The organism is Vibrio sp. QJM3NY_35, assembly GCF_057785915.1.
In genome coordinates, this window is sequence record NZ_CM173507.1 from 1,106,662 (window position 1) to 1,124,777 (window position 18,116).

The 18,116-nt window shown below is 45.7% G+C and carries 17 protein-coding genes; 14 read left to right on the forward strand and 3 right to left on the reverse strand.

Annotated features, from left to right (window positions below):
- Positions 1 to 24 precede the first annotated feature (24 nt).
- The 4 genes from AC3CH3_RS05045 (at position 25) to AC3CH3_RS05060 (ending at position 3,189) form a co-directional block, all read left to right on the forward strand.
- A complete protein-coding gene (locus AC3CH3_RS05045) occupies positions 25 to 516 on the forward strand; it encodes a VOC family protein (RefSeq protein ID WP_048609315.1) in 492 nt (163 codons plus the stop codon).
- 333 nt (positions 517 to 849) lie between these two features.
- The gene (locus tag AC3CH3_RS05050) at positions 850 to 1,275 is read left to right on the forward strand and encodes a septal ring lytic transglycosylase RlpA family protein (RefSeq protein ID WP_158008802.1); all 426 of its coding nucleotides are present in this window, start codon (positions 850 to 852) and stop codon (positions 1,273 to 1,275) included.
- Between the two features lie 281 nt (positions 1,276 to 1,556).
- Entirely contained in the window at positions 1,557 to 2,477 is a 921-nt protein-coding gene (locus AC3CH3_RS05055; RefSeq protein WP_488537233.1) for an IS5 family transposase, read from the forward strand.
- A gap of 193 nt (positions 2,478 to 2,670) precedes the next feature.
- Positions 2,671 to 3,189 (forward strand): lipocalin family protein, encoded by a 519-nt coding sequence (locus AC3CH3_RS05060; protein WP_172380132.1) that lies wholly within the window; start codon positions 2,671 to 2,673, stop codon positions 3,187 to 3,189.
- 93 nt (positions 3,190 to 3,282) lie between these two features.
- Here AC3CH3_RS05060 and AC3CH3_RS05065 read toward each other — a convergent pair whose 3' ends face one another.
- The gene (locus tag AC3CH3_RS05065) at positions 3,283 to 3,657 is read right to left on the reverse strand and encodes a hypothetical protein (RefSeq protein ID WP_059021009.1); all 375 of its coding nucleotides are present in this window, start codon (positions 3,655 to 3,657) and stop codon (positions 3,283 to 3,285) included.
- A gap of 107 nt (positions 3,658 to 3,764) precedes the next feature.
- On the opposite strand from AC3CH3_RS05065, the gene AC3CH3_RS05070 reads away from it, so the two are divergent.
- Positions 3,765 to 4,685 (forward strand): IS5 family transposase, encoded by a 921-nt coding sequence (locus AC3CH3_RS05070; RefSeq protein WP_488537872.1) that lies wholly within the window; start codon positions 3,765 to 3,767, stop codon positions 4,683 to 4,685.
- A gap of 108 nt (positions 4,686 to 4,793) precedes the next feature.
- On the opposite strand, the gene AC3CH3_RS05075 is transcribed toward AC3CH3_RS05070, so the two are convergent.
- Positions 4,794 to 5,099, reverse strand: a complete 306-nt coding sequence (locus tag AC3CH3_RS05075) for a monooxygenase (protein ID WP_019826770.1) — start codon at positions 5,097 to 5,099, stop codon at positions 4,794 to 4,796.
- Positions 5,100 to 5,247: 148 nt separating this feature from the next.
- Here AC3CH3_RS05075 and AC3CH3_RS05080 point away from each other — a divergent pair, with 148 nt between their 5' ends.
- On the forward strand, positions 5,248 to 6,159 hold the full coding sequence (locus AC3CH3_RS05080) for a LysR family transcriptional regulator (protein ID WP_488537873.1): 912 nt from the start codon (positions 5,248 to 5,250) through the stop codon (positions 6,157 to 6,159).
- An 18-nt stretch (positions 6,160 to 6,177) separates the two neighbouring features.
- Here AC3CH3_RS05080 and AC3CH3_RS05085 read toward each other — a convergent pair whose 3' ends face one another.
- Positions 6,178 to 6,849: a TetR/AcrR family transcriptional regulator gene (locus AC3CH3_RS05085; RefSeq protein ID WP_488537874.1), complete on the reverse strand. Its 672-nt coding sequence runs from the start codon at positions 6,847 to 6,849 to the stop codon at positions 6,178 to 6,180.
- 147 nt (positions 6,850 to 6,996) lie between these two features.
- Between AC3CH3_RS05085 and AC3CH3_RS05090 the strand changes: the two genes are divergently transcribed.
- From AC3CH3_RS05090 to AC3CH3_RS05125, 8 genes are all read left to right on the forward strand, one after another.
- Complete coding sequence (locus AC3CH3_RS05090) at positions 6,997 to 8,112, forward strand: efflux RND transporter periplasmic adaptor subunit (protein ID WP_488537875.1); 1,116 nt, start codon at positions 6,997 to 6,999, stop codon at positions 8,110 to 8,112.
- An 8-nt stretch (positions 8,113 to 8,120) separates the two neighbouring features.
- Positions 8,121 to 11,219, forward strand: a complete 3,099-nt coding sequence (locus AC3CH3_RS05095) for an efflux RND transporter permease subunit (protein WP_488537876.1) — start codon at positions 8,121 to 8,123, stop codon at positions 11,217 to 11,219.
- Positions 11,220 to 11,963: 744 nt separating this feature from the next.
- Positions 11,964 to 12,860 (forward strand): ubiquinol oxidase subunit II, encoded by an 897-nt coding sequence (cyoA, locus tag AC3CH3_RS05100; RefSeq protein WP_077680639.1) that lies wholly within the window; start codon positions 11,964 to 11,966, stop codon positions 12,858 to 12,860.
- 5 nt (positions 12,861 to 12,865) lie between these two features.
- On the forward strand, positions 12,866 to 14,941 hold the full coding sequence (cyoB, locus tag AC3CH3_RS05105; RefSeq protein WP_488537877.1) for a cytochrome o ubiquinol oxidase subunit I: 2,076 nt from the start codon (positions 12,866 to 12,868) through the stop codon (positions 14,939 to 14,941).
- Positions 14,913 to 15,548, forward strand: coding sequence for a cytochrome o ubiquinol oxidase subunit III (gene cyoC / locus AC3CH3_RS05110; RefSeq protein WP_488537878.1), 636 nt, complete (start codon positions 14,913 to 14,915; stop codon positions 15,546 to 15,548). Before cyoB ends, cyoC begins: the two co-directional genes overlap by 29 nt.
- Positions 15,548 to 15,859 carry a cytochrome o ubiquinol oxidase subunit IV gene (gene cyoD / locus AC3CH3_RS05115; RefSeq protein ID WP_010439794.1) on the forward strand — a complete coding sequence of 104 codons (312 nt, stop codon included), beginning with the start codon at positions 15,548 to 15,550 and terminating at the stop codon, positions 15,857 to 15,859. Before cyoC ends, cyoD begins: the two co-directional genes overlap by 1 nt.
- Positions 15,860 to 15,867: 8 nt before the next feature.
- Positions 15,868 to 16,737: a heme o synthase gene (gene cyoE, locus AC3CH3_RS05120; RefSeq protein WP_488538152.1), complete on the forward strand. Its 870-nt coding sequence runs from the start codon at positions 15,868 to 15,870 to the stop codon at positions 16,735 to 16,737.
- Between the two features lie 247 nt (positions 16,738 to 16,984).
- Positions 16,985 to 17,905 carry an IS5 family transposase gene (locus tag AC3CH3_RS05125; RefSeq protein WP_488537233.1) on the forward strand — a complete coding sequence of 307 codons (921 nt, stop codon included), beginning with the start codon at positions 16,985 to 16,987 and terminating at the stop codon, positions 17,903 to 17,905.
- Positions 17,906 to 18,116 lie beyond the last annotated feature (211 nt).

The following is an 18,116-nucleotide window of genomic DNA, read 5'->3' on the forward strand; positions in this document are numbered from 1 at the left end:
ATAAGAAACGAATTGGAGAAAGTTATGAAAATGAATCACGTAGGTATCATGGTTGGCGACATGGACAAAGCAGTCGAGTTTTACACGAAAGCTTTAGGTCTAAGAGTCGTAATGAACAACACCAAAGTGATGGAAGAGCGCGAATCAGCAATCGGCCGTATGTGTATCGCTGTGTTCGGTGAAGGCTTTAAAGGCTTCAACATTGCTCACCTAGTCACTTCTGATGGCATCGGTGTTGAGCTGTTCGAAATGAAAGAGCGCCAAGAGCGTCACGAAGTTGATTTCTCTCGTCTAGGTATCTTCCACTTCTGTCTGCAGCTTCCAAAAGAACAGTTTCATTCAGCGATTAAGCGTGTTGAAGAGTTTGGCGGTAAGGTTCGTATGGACATCATGCGTTACCACCCAGAAGACGAGCTGAAGCAAGCACAAATGGTTTACCTAGAAGACCCGTTTGGCAACCTATTCGAATTCTACTCGCATACATACGAAGACACGTACGCGACTGATTACGAGTAATCGCTTTACTACCTTCCATAAGGTAGAAGAACCGAAACACCCCCTAAAGAGGATTGGTAGAGATACCAATCCTTTTTTATTTGTGTGCTTTTTAAGTGCTCCATTATGTGGTGGTGGTTAATAAATCAACAGCTTAAGGCATTGTTAAATTTGACGTTTTGAAGATAAAACCTTTCATGAATATGACTGAAGCGAGTGTGCTTCATGAAAATATTGCGGAATCACATCGGTGATAGCCCTCGCTGAGAACTCACAATACTCAGCTTAATACTGCTGAACCGCACTACAATGAAAATAGATAAACATTACATGAAGAAGATCTACTCAAATAGCATGAAAAAACTAAATCTTATCTTTGCCGCTTTTCTTATTACTTTGCTTGCCGGATGCTCGTCACATGCGGCCGTCGATACTTCAAAAACAAAGGGCTATGCCAATTCACATGCGCTTGTGGGAGTGGCTTCTTGGTATGGCGATAAATTCCACGGAAAACTGACAGCAAGTGGTGAAACGTATAATAAAAACGCCTATACAGCCGCTCATAAAACCTTGCCATTTGGGACTATCGTGAGGGTGACCAATACAGCTAATAACAAGTCAGTCGATGTGAAAATTAACGATCGAGGTCCTTACGTTAAAGGCCGAGTTATCGATCTTTCGCACAAAGCATTTGCAAAAATCGGCAACGTTAAGCAAGGCACAGTTCCTGTCAGGATCGAGATTGTTGATGACAGTAATACTTTTAGGTACAAGCACTAATTGCCGCTAAGTCTGCAGTGGTTTGTGAAACTCAAGGATTGGTAGAAATACCAATCTTTTTTTGTATCTAGATTAAGGAAATGGCTTTTAAAGTCGCTGGTCAATGGTAACTAACAAAAATGTGAATATCGAACTAAGCTTTCTTAACGCCATTGGGTTAAAGGGAAGGTTTCTGATGAGAAGAGAATTTGAGCGATGGATGGGCTTTGTTGCGTAATTCAATGGAACTAAATCAAGAGCCTACGATCTGATCAGCTACGTTCACTCCTTCTCGTAGCTCTATGCCTAAACCTCGTTACAAAACAACCAACTGGAAGCAATACAACCAATCACTTATTAACCGTGGCTCTCTGACCTTTTGGATTGATGAAGAGGCAATAAACGGGTGGGCGCAAAGCAAACAGAGTAAGCGCGGGAGGCCACGTCGGTTCAGCGATTTAGCTATCACGACAGCGCTCATGGTGAAACGAGTTTTTTCTATGCCACTGAGAGCTCTGCAAGGGTTTATCGACTCAATATTTAGGCTTGCCCATGTTCCATTAAGTTGTCCGCATTACACCTGCATCAGTCGTAGAGCAAAGCAAGTTGAGGTCTCATTTAAGACTAAAGCGAGAGGAGCAATACAGCACCTGGCCATTGATGCAACTGGCCTAAAGGTTTATGGCGAAGGTGAATGGAAAGTCAAAAAACACGGGACAGATGGCAAGCGTAGAGTTTGGCGAAAGCTGCATATTGCCGTTGATACAAGCACTCATGAAATTATCGCAGCCGAGCTAAGTTTATCGACGGTTACAGATGGAGAAGTCCTCCCGAACTTACTGAAACAAACACGCCGAAGTATCCTTGAGGTGTCTGGTGATGGAGCTTACGACACGAGATTGTGTCATGCTGCTATTAAGATTAAGGGAGCCATTGCGCTTATTCCCCCAAGAGAAGGGGCAGCCTTCTGGGAGCGTGGTCATCCTCGAAACCTCGCCGTGGGTTGCCAGAAGTTATACGGCTCAAATAAGTATTGGAAAGAGCGGTATGGGTACCACAGACGTTCACTATCAGAAACAGCGATGTATCGAGTAAAACAGTTACTAGGAGGACGATTGAGCTTAAGACATTACAATGCGCAGGTGGGTGAGACTTACGCGATGATAAAAGCGTTGAACAAGCTTACTGGGTTAGGTATGCCTGAAACTTGTCGTATTGACTAAGAAACACACGAAATGGGGTAGCTCTATCTATAAATTTAATTACGCAACAAAGCCACTAAACGATTCACATAAGATTCTGAATAAATTACAGTTAAGTGAACTATAAAAATGGATTTAACGTATTACCAAGGATGTAAGTTTTTGTTTTCACGAGACTTACTCGCATTACTAATAAAAACAAGTCGAGGTTAGGATGAAAAAAATATTATTGCTGCTTAGCGTGATCTTATTGGGTGGTTGTGTCGGCATGCCCGAAACGGTTAAGCCTGTTCAACAGTTTGAGTTAGATCGATACCTAGGGAAATGGTATGAAGTGGCTCGTTTGGATCACTCGTTTGAGCGTGGCTTAGATAACATCAGCGCTGAGTACAGCCTGCGTGATGATGGCGGCGTAAAGGTGATTAACCGTGGATACTCTGCCGAAGAGGGTGAGTGGAACGAAGCGGAAGGTAAAGCGTACTTCGTTGAAGGCTCTGAACAAGGCTATCTGAAAGTGTCTTTCTTTGGCCCTTTCTACGGAGCTTATGTGGTGTTTGAATTGGACAAAGAGGGCTACCAATACGCGTTTGTTTCAGGTCCAGATACTGATTACTTATGGCTGCTTTCAAGAACACCCGAAGTTGCGCCAGAGGTGATGGAGAAGTTCAAAAGCATGTCTAAAGAGCGTGGCTTCAACACTGATGAATTGATTTACGTTGAGCACAGCAAATAAGTTGAACGCGCTAGGTTAACGACAGTTGATTGAGAAAAAGGAACAGATGATGAGTGCATCTGTTCCTTTTTTATTGGTTTGGTTTTGTATGAACTAGCCTTGTCGACGAACCTGCAACACGCTGAGCACCGATAGTGAAAGGAAGAACGCAGGATCACTCCAGCCAAAGCCAACAAATATTCCTGTAAACGCCGCATACAATGTGATGATAGCGCCGAGCATATTGGTGACAACCAAGCCTTGGATGAGCTTTTTAGCGGATACGCCAGGTTCAATGTCTCTAAGCAGCCAGCTTATTGCAGCGATACCACCCAAAAAGATACTGGTGTGTTGAGAGAGAAAGTACGCGTATTTATCATTGATCTCTACGCCGTACATTGGCCACATAACGGTGGGTAGGAAAAACAGCGCGAAGGCAAACCCTGCGTAAATGATGCCGTGTAAGCTCAAGAATGTTTTGTTGTTCATTGTGTCGATCTCTTTTTCAACTTGGTGAGGCTTTGTTGCGTAATTCAATGGAACTAAATCAAGAGCCTACGATCTGATCAGCTACGTTCACTCCTTCTCGTAGCTCTATGCCTAAACCTCGTTACAAAACAACCAACTGGAAGCAATACAACCAATCACTTATTAACCGTGGCTCTCTGACCTTTTGGATTGATGAAGAGGCAATAAACGGGTGGGCGCAAAGCAAACAGAGTAAGCGCGGGAGGCCACGTCGGTTCAGCGATTTAGCTATCACGACAGCGCTCATGGTGAAACGAGTTTTTTCTATGCCACTGAGAGCTCTGCAAGGGTTTATCGACTCAATATTTAGGCTTGCCCATGTTCCATTAAGTTGTCCGCATTACACCTGCATCAGTCGTAGAGCAAAGCAAGTTGAGGTCTCATTTAAGACTAAAGCGAGAGGAGCAATACAGCACCTGGCCATTGATGCAACTGGCCTAAAGGTTTATGGCGAAGGTGAATGGAAAGTCAAAAAACACGGGACAGATGGCAAGCGTAGAGTTTGGCGAAAGCTGCATATTGCCGTTGATACAAGCACTCATGAAATTATCGCAGCCGAGCTAAGTTTATCGACGGTTACAGATGGAGAAGTCCTCCCGAACTTACTGAGACAAACACGCCGAAGTATCCTTGAGGTGTCTGGTGATGGAGCTTACGACACGAGATTGTGTCATGCTGCTATTAAGATTAAGGGAGCCATTGCGCTTATTCCCCCAAGAGAAGGGGCAGTCTTCTGGGAGCGTGGTCATCCTCGAAACCTCGCCGTGGGTTGCCAGAAGTTATACGGCTCAAATAAGTATTGGAAAGAGCGGTATGGGTACCACAGACGTTCACTATCAGAAACAGCGATGTATCGAGTTAAACAGTTACTAGGAGGACGGTTGAGCTTAAGACATTACAATGCGCAGGTGGGTGAGACTTACGCGATGATAAAAGCGTTGAACAAGCTTACTGGGTTAGGTATGCCTGAAACTTGTCGTATTGACTAAGAAACACACGAAATGGGGTAGCTCTATCTATAAATTTAATTACGCAACAAAGCCACTTGGTGATATCGCTAATCTGTCTCTTTGCTCAATACTTGAGTGAGCGATGCGTTAAGCGTTGATTGGGCCTTTATTAATGGTAGTTAATGGCTGATTGACGTCAAAAATCACCCCACGCACTTCCGCTACGCCCATCTCTTTTAAGCGAGCAGCATGCATCGCCAGATAGGTTTCAGCACTCAGCTGATCTTCAAATAAGTAGACGCCGCCCCCCAGTTTTTCTGCTTCGTTCTCTGTCCAGATTTTCCAGATCATGCCCGGTTCGTTGTTAATAGATTTTGCTAGGTCAACGAGTGCGTTTGACATCTCTTCACCGAAAGGGCCTGAAAATTCAAAATCAACTTGTAGTAGTTTCATGGTGTTTCTCCGTTTAACAAATTCTGTTTAGCAAATAGGTATTTAAGACAAACAAGCCATTCTCGTTTGTTGTTGAAACTCATATTACCTGTAAAAAACAGACAGAAAAGTTCATAATATTGCCATTAACTGTCAGGATTTTAGACCGATGAGATTAAAGATCACCCTAGACCAATGGCAAACGCTTTACGAAATTGACCGTGCAGGCAGCATTCAAGCGGCGGCAGTGCAATTGAATAAGAGCCATACCACGCTGATTTATGCTTTGAGAAAATTGGAGGATCAATTGGGTGTGTCTTTGGTGCAAATTGAAGGTCGCAGGGCGGTACTATCGGAAGATGGCAAAGCCTTATTGCGTAGGGCGAGCAGCATGCTGGAACAAGCTCGGGAATTGGAGCTGATCAGTGAGCAGTTAGCAAAGGGGGTGGAGTCTGAAATTGTGGTCGCCGTTGACCATTTGTGCTGCCTTGAGCGCCTTTATAAGCCGATGGCTGCGTTTATGACAGAGAACAACACCACTTCAATTCAAGTAGTCGAAACATCACTCTCGAAGACCACGGAAATGGTCACTCAAGAACGTGCTGATGTTGCCATCATCAATCTGCCTGTCACCAATCATTCTGCTGAGGCTTTTGGTTTTACTATGATGGAGCCTGTTGTTGCGAGTTCACATCTGTTAGTAAGTGCTGCTTCTGTGTCGTTGAATCAATTGTCGTCTTTGCCACAAATTGTGGTGAGGGATTTAGGTGCACGATCCAGTCAAGGAACTAAAAACCAAGGGAGTAAACAGGATGTGGGTTGGTTGAAGTCGAGTCAGCGCATTACGGTGGATAATTTCGACCATGCGTTTGGCGCGGTAGAGCAGGGCGTGGGTTATTGCCGATTACCAAAGCACATTGTGGAAAGCCGAGGCGGAAATAAACTGACGGTGCTCAATGTTGAAAATGGCAGTGGTTATCACGTTCCGCTGCATCTGACTCTGCCGAAAGGGGCGAAGACTGGCCCAGCCGCAAAACGTTTCTATGAACTGCTGCTTGAGTCAGTTTCTATGGTTGGCTAACGGATAAATATTTTAAAATTAACGAGGCTGATTGCCGTTTAAGAACAGCGCGACACACTCTTTGGTGTAGAGAAGCCTCTCTTGCTCAGACTCACCGCTTTCGTGTCCGAAGAATCCCCAATACGCCGACTTACCATGGAACATCAGCAGGAGCTGTCTTGCTGCAATGATCGGCGAGCTTGACGTTGATAAGATCAAATCACCCGAGTCAACTTTGCTTTGTAGATAATCGGCGAGCAAAAGGGTGGTTTTTTGTGGCCCAGTTTCTAAATAGATAGAGGCGATCTCTGGGTGCGTGTTGGATTGGCTCACCGCATTTTGAAAGGTCTGTCTGGATTGCTCATCAAGTAACAAATCTTGAAACTTCACACCAAATTTCACCAACTCGTCTTCCAAAGTAGCATTCATATCAAATGCTGAAGGGCTGAGTTCGCGCTCCGCACACTTGGTCTGCATGCAGGTTTCGAAAAGTTCGTCTTTATTTTTAAAGTGGGAGTAGACCGTTTGCTTAGAAACGTTCGCTGCTTTGGCTATCTGATCCATATTGATCTTGAAACCATGTTCAGAGAAAAGTTGGCTTGCTGCGGTTAAGATCTGCGATCTCTTCTGTTCACTCTTGATGATTTTAGTCACGTGCTGTTTCTCGTTGCTTGCTTGGTACTTGACGTTACTCAGTTCAATGCATTTCATTCTGCGCTAAGCATTATGCTTTTTGTGATGGTTTTATCAATCATTAACGATGAAACTTATTTTTAACACAATCAAACTAGACAGTCTAGTTTGATTTGGTTAGTCTAAAAAAAGAACATAATTGAGTACCGCATAGGAACAGTACGTATGTATAAATTGATGAAGGGAAGCGCATTGGCAGTGGCGTTGTCGACTTTTCTTGTTGGATGTGGCGAAAAGGAACAAGCCGAAGAGTCGGTTGATTCAACCGCTGAAACGGCATCGAGCGTCCAAACCATTTTAACCGTGGAAACGATGGCCTTGGCGCTCTCTTCCTCTTATGCAGTTCAGCGTGAATATGTCGGTGTGGTTAAGGCGGGTCAGCAGGCCAATTTAGGTTTCGAACTGGCGGGCAAAGTAAACGAGATTCTGGTGGATGTCGGTGACACAGTCACAACGAGTCAGCCGTTGATCAGACTGGATACCCAACTTTTGGAAACCGAGTCTAGCCAACTAAAAGCGCAAGCCGAAGAAGTGAAAGCTCAACTGAGCCTTGTGGCCGCGAACTTAAAACGTCAACGTTCACTAAAAGCAAAAGGCTTCAGTGCCGAAGCAGAAATTGATTCGTTAACCAGTGAACAGCGCGTGTTACAAGCTAACCTACTGCGCATTGATGCCTCGGTAAAAGGCAACGATCTCAAACTGGTGAAGTCGACGATTCTTGCGCCGTATTCGGGCACCATCGCAACGCGTTTTGTATCGCTCGGCGATGTGGTCAATGTTGGCAATCCAACTCTTACCTTACTTGCATCGGAAGGCAAAGAAGCTTTTATCGGTATTCCAGCTCACCAAATGCAAAAAGTGACCTCGCTCTCTTCGCCAAGTATTCGTGTTGGGCGAGATGATTACGCAGTGACGCTGCTGAATCCGGGTGCCATGGTCGACACGCAATCTCGCAGTGTTGGCCTACGTTACCTGTTTCCGGAGCAAGCTTCTGTTTTAGAAGGGCAACTTGCGTATCTTAAGTTTGATGAGCAAATTGATGACCAAGGCTACTGGGTGCCATTAACGGGTTTGATTGATGGATTGCGCGGTGTTTGGAACATCTTTGTGATTGGTGAAGACAACAAGGTCGAACGTAGAAGTGTTCAGGTTCTGTTTGCTAATAACCAACAAGCCTATGTCAGCGGTGCCATTACCGAAGGCGAGCAAGTGATCGCCAGTGGGTTGCACCGCTTGGTTCCCGGACAAACCGTGAAGCCAGCCAGCGTTACTGCTGAATAGGAAATAGCATGAAAATCATAGAGATTATTTCCAATACTCGACTGCTTATCTTAATGACGGCACTGCTCATGGTGAGTGGTATTTCTGCGTTCATGACGCTGCCGCGTGCAGAAGATCCAGTCATCATCAACCGTTACGCGAACATTACTACGAGCTTCCCCGGCGCCAGTGCCGAACGTGTTGAAACCTTGGTTACTGAGGTAATCGAGAATAAGCTGCGTGAACTGAGTGAAGTTAAATTGGTGAGCTCAACCTCAAGGCCGGGCGTGTCTATTGTCACGCTTGAATTGAATGACACAATCACCGAGCCAGAACCGGTCTGGTCGCAAGCTCGCGACAAACTATCTGATATCGAATCCATCTTGCCTGCGGGCTCACATTCTCCCGATCTCGATAGCGACCATACTTATGCTTTCACGACCATTGCATCTCTAACTTGGTCTGGTGCCGGCGAGCCAGACCGATTAACGCTGGGTCGCTATGCCAAAGAACTCGCCAAGCGATTACGAACTTTATCGGGCACCGAATTTGTTGATGAATACGGGATGCCACAAGAAGAGATTCAAATCAGTTTACGTACCGCAGATGCAGCGGCGTTAGGGCGCTCAAGTGCCAATATTGCTGAGTCGCTAGAAGGGGCGGACGCCAAGAACTCCGCCGGTGAGTTAGTGAGTGATTATTCTCGCTTTGGCTTAGAAATTAAATCTGAACTCGATTCTATTGAACGCATTAAGCAAGTGCCAATAGCCACTGATAGCAAAGGTCACATCATCCGTATGGAAGACATTGCTTCTGTGAAACGTGGTGAGAAAACCCCACAAGACCAGATTGCCATTATTGATGGTGAGCCGGGTGTGATTGTCGCGGCAAGAATGCATCCGGATCTGCGAGTCGACAACTGGACGTCGCGAGCTAATGCTCTGATTGGTAAATTTGAGCAAGAGTTACCAAGTAACGTTAAGGTGACAGTGCTCTTTAATCAGCAAGGTTATACCGAAACTCGCTTAGACGATTTAGGCAAAAGCTTGATGATCGGTTTCGGCTTGATCTTAATTGTGCTGTTTGTCACCTTGGGCGTTCGCGCCGCGATCTTAGTGGCAATTTCTTTGCCGTTAACCTCATTATTGACCCTGTCGATCATGAAAATGACCGGTGTGCCGATTAACCAAATGTCGGTGACGGGCCTAATTGTGGCGCTCGGAATCATGGTAGATAACGCGGTGGTGATGGTCGATACCATTCAAGCTTACCGCCTGAAAGGACAACATCGAGCCGAAGCAACCATGAATGCGTTGAAACATTTATGGGTGCCGCTACTGGGGTCAACATTAACCACGGTATTGGCGTTTGCCCCGATCATTCTGATGCCGGGCGCATCGGGTGAGTTTGTGGGAGGAATTGCGATTACCGTTTCTTTCTCGTTGATCGGTTCTTACATTATTTCGCACACCTTGATTGCGGGCTTGGCGACCAAGTTATTGCCGAAACAACTCAGTGATGTCGACAAGAAAGGGCAGCACCATTGGTATATGACGGGTTTGAGAATTCCTGCTTTGACGCGCTGGTTCTCGTCTTCTGTCCGTTTTGGTGTCACGCATCCAATTATCACGATTGCTTTGGTGTTGTTGGTTCCGTTTACTGGTTACTGGAGTATGTCTCAGCTGACTGAGCAATTCTTCCCGCCATCAGACCGAGACATGTTTGAGATTCAGGTTTATATGCCACCTCAAGCGAGCATTTATGCGACCAAGAATACCTCTGAGAAAATCGACGACATTATTCATCGTTACCCCGAAGTCGAGCGTATTGACTGGCTAGTAGGAGCGAACTTCCCATCGTTCTATTACAACCTGCAAGCAAGGCAAAATAACGCGCCGTACTTCTCACAAGCGATGGTGAAAACAGAAAATTTTGATCAAGCCAATGCGCTAATTCCAGAACTTCAAAAGGTGCTAGATAAAGAAGTACCACAGGCGCAGATCTTGGTGAGAAAGCTCAACCAAGGGCCTCCATTTACCGCGCCCGTTGAACTGCGTGTGTATGGTGAAAACCTTGATACGTTGAAAGCGATTGGTGAGGATGTGCGCTTGATTCTGGCAGGTGTTCCTCATGTGACTCACACAAGGGAAACACTGCAACCGGGGACACCTAAGGTGTGGTTGAAGGTTGATGAAGACACCGCAAAACTTAACGGGATTTCACTCAATCAGTTTGCGGGCATGTTGCAAACGACGCTGACTGGTCGTGAAAGCGGCTCTGTTATTGAGGGTAGTGAATCGGTGCCAATTCGTGTTCGTGTCGCGGATGACGCGCGTGAGGATCTTTCGCACCTGAGTAATATTCGCTTGCCAATCAGTTCTGAGGTGTATTCAACTGGCATCAATGTGTCGACTCTGGCTGAGCTTGAACTGACGACCAGTCGTGGTGCGATTACCCGTAGAAATGGGCAACGTGTGAATACCATCGAGGGTTATATTGAAGCGGGTGTCTTACCTCAAACCGTACTTAATGAATTCCAAAAACGCTTAGCAAGCTATGAGATGCCATCGGGTTACACCATTGGTTTTGGTGGCGAATCCGCTGAACGAGACAATTCAGTCAATAGCCTGATCTCGAATGTCGCCGTTGTGGTGGTATTGATGGTTTTGGTGGTGGTGATGTCGTTCAACTCGTTCCGAATGAGTAGTATCATCTTCATGGTAGCAGGATTGGCTGGTGGGCTAGGGCTGTTGTCGGTATGGATCTTCGGTTATCCGTTCGGTTTCACGGTGATCATCGCCATGCTCGGGATTGCGGGCTTAGCGATTAACGCTGCCATCGTGATTCTGACGGAATTAAAACTCGATGAACAAGCTTCATCCGGTAATGTGGATGCGGTAGTTGAGGCGGTGATGTCGTGTACGCGTCATATCAGCTCAACCACGATAACAACCGTTGGCGGTTTTATGCCATTGATCATCGCTGGTGGTGGTTTCTGGCCTCCGTTCGCGGTCGCGATTGTTGGCGGAACGGTATTAACCACACTTATTTCTTTCTACTTTGTGCCTGTGGTTTATCACTTAATGACTAAAAATCAGCGCAAGAAAGTCGTCACAGCAACAGCATAATCCCTCTCCTAATGAGTATTACTCCTCTCTTTTAAGGGGAGTAATACTCACTTAAAACAGATCAAAATACTCATCAAGTCGGCTTTTCAGGTCGATCTTTGCCACTATTCTTCGGCACCTAACTGGCATTATTATCAATGATAAGAAGCGTGTCATTCGAATATCTAATGGGTTTCTGATTGGAGCAATATCTTTTCTAAATACCTTTAAGATCGTATGTGAATTCATAAATTTGACGGCTATCACACTTTGCTTAATTCGCTCTTTCTAATGTAATCAATCATTGTTGTTTCTACTGCGTGTTTGCTTTGATCTCTCCCGTTTCTCTTTAATCCTTTTCCGCACATGGCTCGACTCGTGTGGCACGTTCATGCTGTGCGTCTGAATTGCATCAATTTCCCACATCTTACTTTCATAACTGGAAGGTTAGTTTCCAAGTTTGTTTGGTGAGCTTTCAATTTCAACTCCTCATAATGCGCCAAATGTAACAATGTATTTCAAAGTGTAACAATTAAGTCATATTTTTTGTGTGGTTTTAACCGTGCGGCAATGTTTCGGCTGCGCAGCACTGTCGTTTTAACTTGTCAGTTCAACTGTTCAACTGTCGACTGTTCAAGATAGTGGCTAATTCCGTTTCGCTTTGAGATGCGTCGTTTCACATGCTCAACACATAAATATTCTAATGACCATGACAACCAGTACTCGGGCGTTCGTTCTGAGGCTGGATAACCATCGAGAAAGTTAATGGAAGCTTCAAGATATAAACGCATTTTATCGAGAGCAAATCTGTCGAGGATTGGTTTGGTGGGAACCGTCCTGATGCTCGAAGGATGTAACTCCGCATTGCTCGACCCAAAAGGTAGCGTTGGCGTTCAGGAAAAGGAGCTGATTATTACTGCTCTGTTGCTGATGCTGATTGTCGTCATCCCCGTGATCCTGATGACCATCTACTTTGCTTATAGATACCGTGAAAGCAACACCACAGAAGAGTATGCACCTGACTGGGCGCACTCAACCAAGATTGAAATAGTGGTATGGACGATTCCAATCATCATTATTGCGATTCTGGCCACCATCACTTGGCGAACAACACACGAACTAGAGCCTTCCAAGCCTCTGGAGAGTGACGTTAAGCCTATGGTGATCGAAGTGGTCTCTCTGGACTGGAAGTGGCTGTTCATCTATCCGGAGCAAAACATTGCGACGGTTAACTATGTTGCGTTCCCGAAAGATGTACCGGTGACGTTTAAGCTAACTTCAGACAACATCATGAACGCGTTCTTTATCCCGCGTCTTGGTTCGCAGATCTACGCGATGCCGGGAATGGTGACCAAGCTGAACTTGATTGCTAATCATGAAGGTGACTTCAAAGGTTTTGCATCGAACTACAGTGGTAAAGGGTTCTCTCAAATGAAATTCACCGCATCAGCCATGCCTGATCAAGTGGCGTTTCTAAACTGGGTGGAAAAAGTGAAAGCTAGCCCAGACCGTATTGAAGATTGGGAGCAATTCCGTTCATTGGCTGCGCCAAGTGTCGCTGAACCTGTGACTCTGTTCTCCAGTATCCCACCATTTTTATTCACTGATGTCGTGACCCAGCACCCTGGTTCAATGAACTGTTTGCCGGAAACCCAAGGATAATCGTCATGTTTGGAAGATTAACTCTAGACTCAATTCCCTACCACGAACCCATTATTTTGATCACGTTAACCATGATCGCTTTAGTGGGTGGTTTAGTGGTGTATGCGGTAACAAAAGCCGGTAAGTGGCAATACCTTTGGAATGAATGGTTTACTTCTGTAGACCACAAAAAATTGGGCTTCATGTACATTGCGGTCGCGATGGTGATGTTAGTCCGTGGCTTTGCCGATGCCGTCATGATGCGTAGTCAGCAATTGCTATCCGCAGCGGGTGAGACAGGCTATTTACCGCCACATCACTATGACCAGATCTTCACGGCTCACGGCGTGATCATGATTTTCTTCGTCGCGATGCCTTTGGTTATCGGTTTGATGAACATCATTGTGCCACTGCAAATTGGTGCTCGTGATGTTGCGTTCCCTTACCTCAATAACCTGAGCTTCTGGCTGTTTGTAGTGGGTATCATCCTAACCAACATGTCACTGGGCTTAGGTGAATTTGGCCGTACGGGTTGGTTGGCGTATCCGCCGTTGTCTGGCATTGAGGCAAGTCCGGGAGTCGGGGTCGATTATTGGATATGGGCGCTGCAAATATCCGGTGTGGGTACCACGTTAACGGGTGTGAACTTCTTCGCGACTATTTTGCGCATGCGTACTCCGTCTATGCCAATGATGAAGATGCCAGTATTCACGTGGGCATCTCTGTGTGCCAACATCCTGATCATCATCTCTTTCCCAATCCTAACGGTAACCATTGCGTTACTGACGTTGGATAGATACATCGGCACGCACTTTTTCACCAATGACCTTGGTGGCAACGTGATGATGTATGTGAACCTGATTTGGGCATGGGGACACCCTGAGGTGTACATCCTAATCTTGCCTATCTTCGGTGTGTTCTCTGAAGTGACTGCAACCTTCTCTCGCAAAAAACTGTTTGGTTATACCTCGCTGGTATGGGCGACGGTGGCTATCACTATTTTAGCGTTTGTGGTTTGGCTGCATCACTTCTTCACTATGGGTTCTGGCGACAATGTGAATGCCTTCTTCGGCATCGCGACCATGATTATCTCTATCCCAACCGGGGTTAAGATCTTCAACTGGCTATTCACCATGTACAAAGGTCGTATCCGCTTCACCACGCCAATGATGTGGACAGTGGGCTTCCTAATCACCTTCACCGTTGGCGGTATGACGGGCGTATTGATGGCAGTACCGGGCGCAGATTTCATTCTGCATAACTCAGTATTCCTGATTGCTCACTTCCACAACGTAATCATCGGTGGTGTTGTCTTCGGTTGTTTTGCTGCGATTGGTTACTGGTTCCCGAAAGCGACTGGTTTCACTCTGAACGAGCTTTGGGGCAAACGCGCATTCTACTGCTGGTTCATCGGTTTCTTGATGGCGTTCTTGCCGCTTTACGCTCTGGGCTTTATGGGCATGACGCGTCGTTTGAGCCAAGACATCAACCCTGAGTTCTTCCCTCTACTGGCGGTTGCGGCTGCTGGTACCGGCGTCATTGCGATGGGTGTGGTGTGTCAGTTCGTTCAGATTTACGTGAGTGTTCGTGACCGCGACCAAAACCGAGAGCTAACTGGTGACCCATGGGGTGGACGTACATTCGAATGGGCAACGTCTTCACCACCGCCGTTCTACAACTTTGCAAAACTGCCTAAGGGCGATGAGATCGATTCGTTCTGGTATCAAAAGCAAAGTGGTGAGTTTGACCCAACTCAGGAAGAAGAATACGAACGTATTCACATGCCGAAGAATACACCGACAGGTATCTATGTTTCTGCATGGGCGTTGGCATTTGGCTTCGCGATGATCTGGTACATCTGGTGGTTAGCAGCAGCAAGCTTAGTGGGCATCGTGGTGACGTGTATTCAACACAGCTACAACGACGATGTGGACTACTACGTGGAAGTTGAAGAGATCAAAGCGATTGAAGCGGCTCGACGTGCACAGCTTGAAGAAGCGAAGAAACAGTCAGTGAAAGGCGACAACTCTGGTCGTGGTAACAGCGCTGACAGTGATAACAACGACAATAAAGATGATTTGGAGACGACGTATGCAAGCTAATACTCCGTCACACACTTATGATCTTGCACACTCGCATGATCATCACCACGAAGCTGCGGGCAATAAGTTGTTTGGCTTCTGGGTTTACTTGATGAGTGACTGTGTCCTGTTTGCCACGCTTTTCGCGACTTATGCCGTGCTTGAGAGTGGATCAATCGCAGGGCCGACAGGTAAAGACATCTTTGAACTGCCGTTCGTGTTTGTCGAAACCATGATGCTGTTGTTCAGTAGTATCACCTTTGGCTTTGGCATGATTGCAATGAAGCGCAAAGACGTTACGGGACTGAAGCGATGGATAAAAGTCACTTTCGTATTGGGCTTAGCCTTTATCTGTATGGAAGTATATGAATTCCATCACTTGATTGCAGAAGGCTATGGTCCTCAAGAAAGCGCATTCCTTTCTGCGTTCTTTACCTTGGTTGGCACACACGGTTTGCACGTAACGTTCGGTCTGATTTGGATGGCGGTGGCGTATCACCAGCTTTCAACCAAAGGCTTGAACGACAATATGTCGATGCGTTTCCAGTGCTTAAGCTTGTTCTGGCATTTCCTTGATATCGTTTGGATTTGCGTATTTACCATCGTGTACTTAATAGGGGTGATGTAATGGAACAGCATCTAGACAGCGGTGCAACGGATTATGTGAAAGGCTTTATTGCGTCACTAATCCTGACCATTATTCCGTTCTACATTGTGTGGTCACATGCGTTACCAAGCACGGAAACTTACGTGATCTTGTTCGGTTGTGCGCTGGTGCAAATCTTTGTGCACTTTAAGTACTTCTTACATATGGAAGCGAAATCTTCCGATGGGCGTTGGAACTTGGTGTCACTGATGTTTACTGCCATTGTTGTATTGATTCTTATCGCTGGCTCGGTATGGATCATCTACAACATGAACGTCAACATGAAGTTGTAGGCCAAGGTATGCTGAAAAAATATTTGTCTATTACCAAACCAGGCATCATTTTCGGCAACCTGATTTCTGTTGCGGCGGGGTTCTTCCTCGCCGCAAAAACAGAACCAGCCAGTGCGATGTTGTTACTGACGACTTTAGCGGGTGTAGGGCTTGTGATTGCATCAGGTTGCGTGGTGAACAACATCTTTGATCGAGATATCGACCAGAAAATGAAACGTACCCAGAACCGTGAATTGGTTCAGGGCAATATCAACACAGACGTCGCATTTATCTATGCGTTAGTTATGTTGTTGGCAGGCACAGCGTTGCTGTTTCAATTTGTTAATCCGATGTCTGCGGTTGTGGTGTTGCTTGGCTATGTGTTTTACGTCTTTTTCTACACCATGTGGTACAAGCGTAATTCGGTTTACGGCACCTTAGTTGGCAGTATCTCTGGCGCAGTTCCGCCATTAGTTGGTTACCTTGGTGTGACGAATTACTTGAGCTTAGAAGCGGTTTTGCTGTTCATCATGTTCTGCTTATGGCAAATGCCACACTCGTATGCGATTGCGATGTTCCGCATTCAAGATTACCGCGATGCAGGCATTCCTGTTTTACCGGTGAAAGAGGGCGTTGATAAAGCACATCAGCACATGAAAGCTTATGTGGTGGCGTTTGGTGCGGTTGCTCTGGGGTTATTTTTACTCGGAGAGGCGGGTTATGAATACCTAGCCGTGTCGGCAGCCGTTTGCTTTATGTGGACCAAAGTGACGTTCCGTAAGGTTGATTGTCTTAACTACATTCAATGGTCAAAGACAGTCTTCAAGGTCTCTCTGCTGGTGGTGATGAGCATCAGTGGTGTGCTGGGACTGGAGTTGATTCCACTGCCTTTCTTGTAGGTGAATGGCAAGCATGTAAAAAACCGAGCTATCTAAATAGCTCGGTTTTTTATTATCATTATTGGCTCGCTACTGGGCGGTTTCTAACAAGCTTTATGAAAAGGCGAGTAGTTCGTTGCCATCGTTAATGAGCAATTGAATTTACGATTCCCATTGGCAACATTGAGCGGCTTTGTTGCGTAATTCAATGGAACTAAATCAAGAGCCTACGATCTGATCAGCTACGTTCACTCCTTCTCGTAGCTCTATGCCTAAACCTCGTTACAAAACAACCAACTGGAAGCAATACAACCAATCACTTATTAACCGTGGCTCTCTGACCTTTTGGATTGATGAAGAGGCAATAAACGGGTGGGCGCAAAGCAAACAGAGTAAGCGCGGGAGGCCACGTCGGTTCAGCGATTTAGCTATCACGACAGCGCTCATGGTGAAACGAGTTTTTTCTATGCCACTGAGAGCTCTGCAAGGGTTTATCGACTCAATATTTAGGCTTGCCCATGTTCCATTAAGTTGTCCGCATTACACCTGCATCAGTCGTAGAGCAAAGCAAGTTGAGGTCTCATTTAAGACTAAAGCGAGAGGAGCAATACAGCACCTGGCCATTGATGCAACTGGCCTAAAGGTTTATGGCGAAGGTGAATGGAAAGTCAAAAAACACGGGACAGATGGTAAGCGTAGAGTTTGGCGAAAGCTGCATATTGCCGTTGATACAAGCACTCATGAAATTATCGCAGCCGAGCTAAGTTTATCGACGGTTACAGATGGAGAAGTCCTCCCGAACTTACTGAAACAAACACGCCGAAGTATCCTTGAGGTGTCTGGTGATGGAGCTTACGACACGAGATTGTGTCATGCTGCTATTAAGATTAAGGGAGCCATTGCGCTTATTCCCCCAAGAGAAGGGGCAGCCTTCTGGGAGCGTGGTCATCCTCGAAACCTCGCCGTGGGTTGCCAGAAGTTATACGGCTCAAATAAGTATTGGAAAGAGCGGTATGGGTACCACAGACGTTCACTATCAGAAACAGCGATGTATCGAGTAAAACAGTTACTAGGAGGACGATTGAGCTTAAGACATTACAATGCGCAGGTGGGTGAGACTTACGCGATGATAAAAGCGTTGAACAAGCTTACTGGGTTAGGTATGCCTGAAACTTGTCGTATTGACTAAGAAACACACGAAATGGGGTAGCTCTATCTATAAATTTAATTACGCAACAAAGCCAATAAAATCTGACATTTTCTGTCTAAAATAGGAAATAACTAAAAATAATACCGTTAATTTTATTTTAGTTGAATGCTACTTTATTAATTACTTTTGTTTATTGTTTAACTTATTACAATGTTGAATGGTTATTGATATTGGAGGATCCAATGTTGAA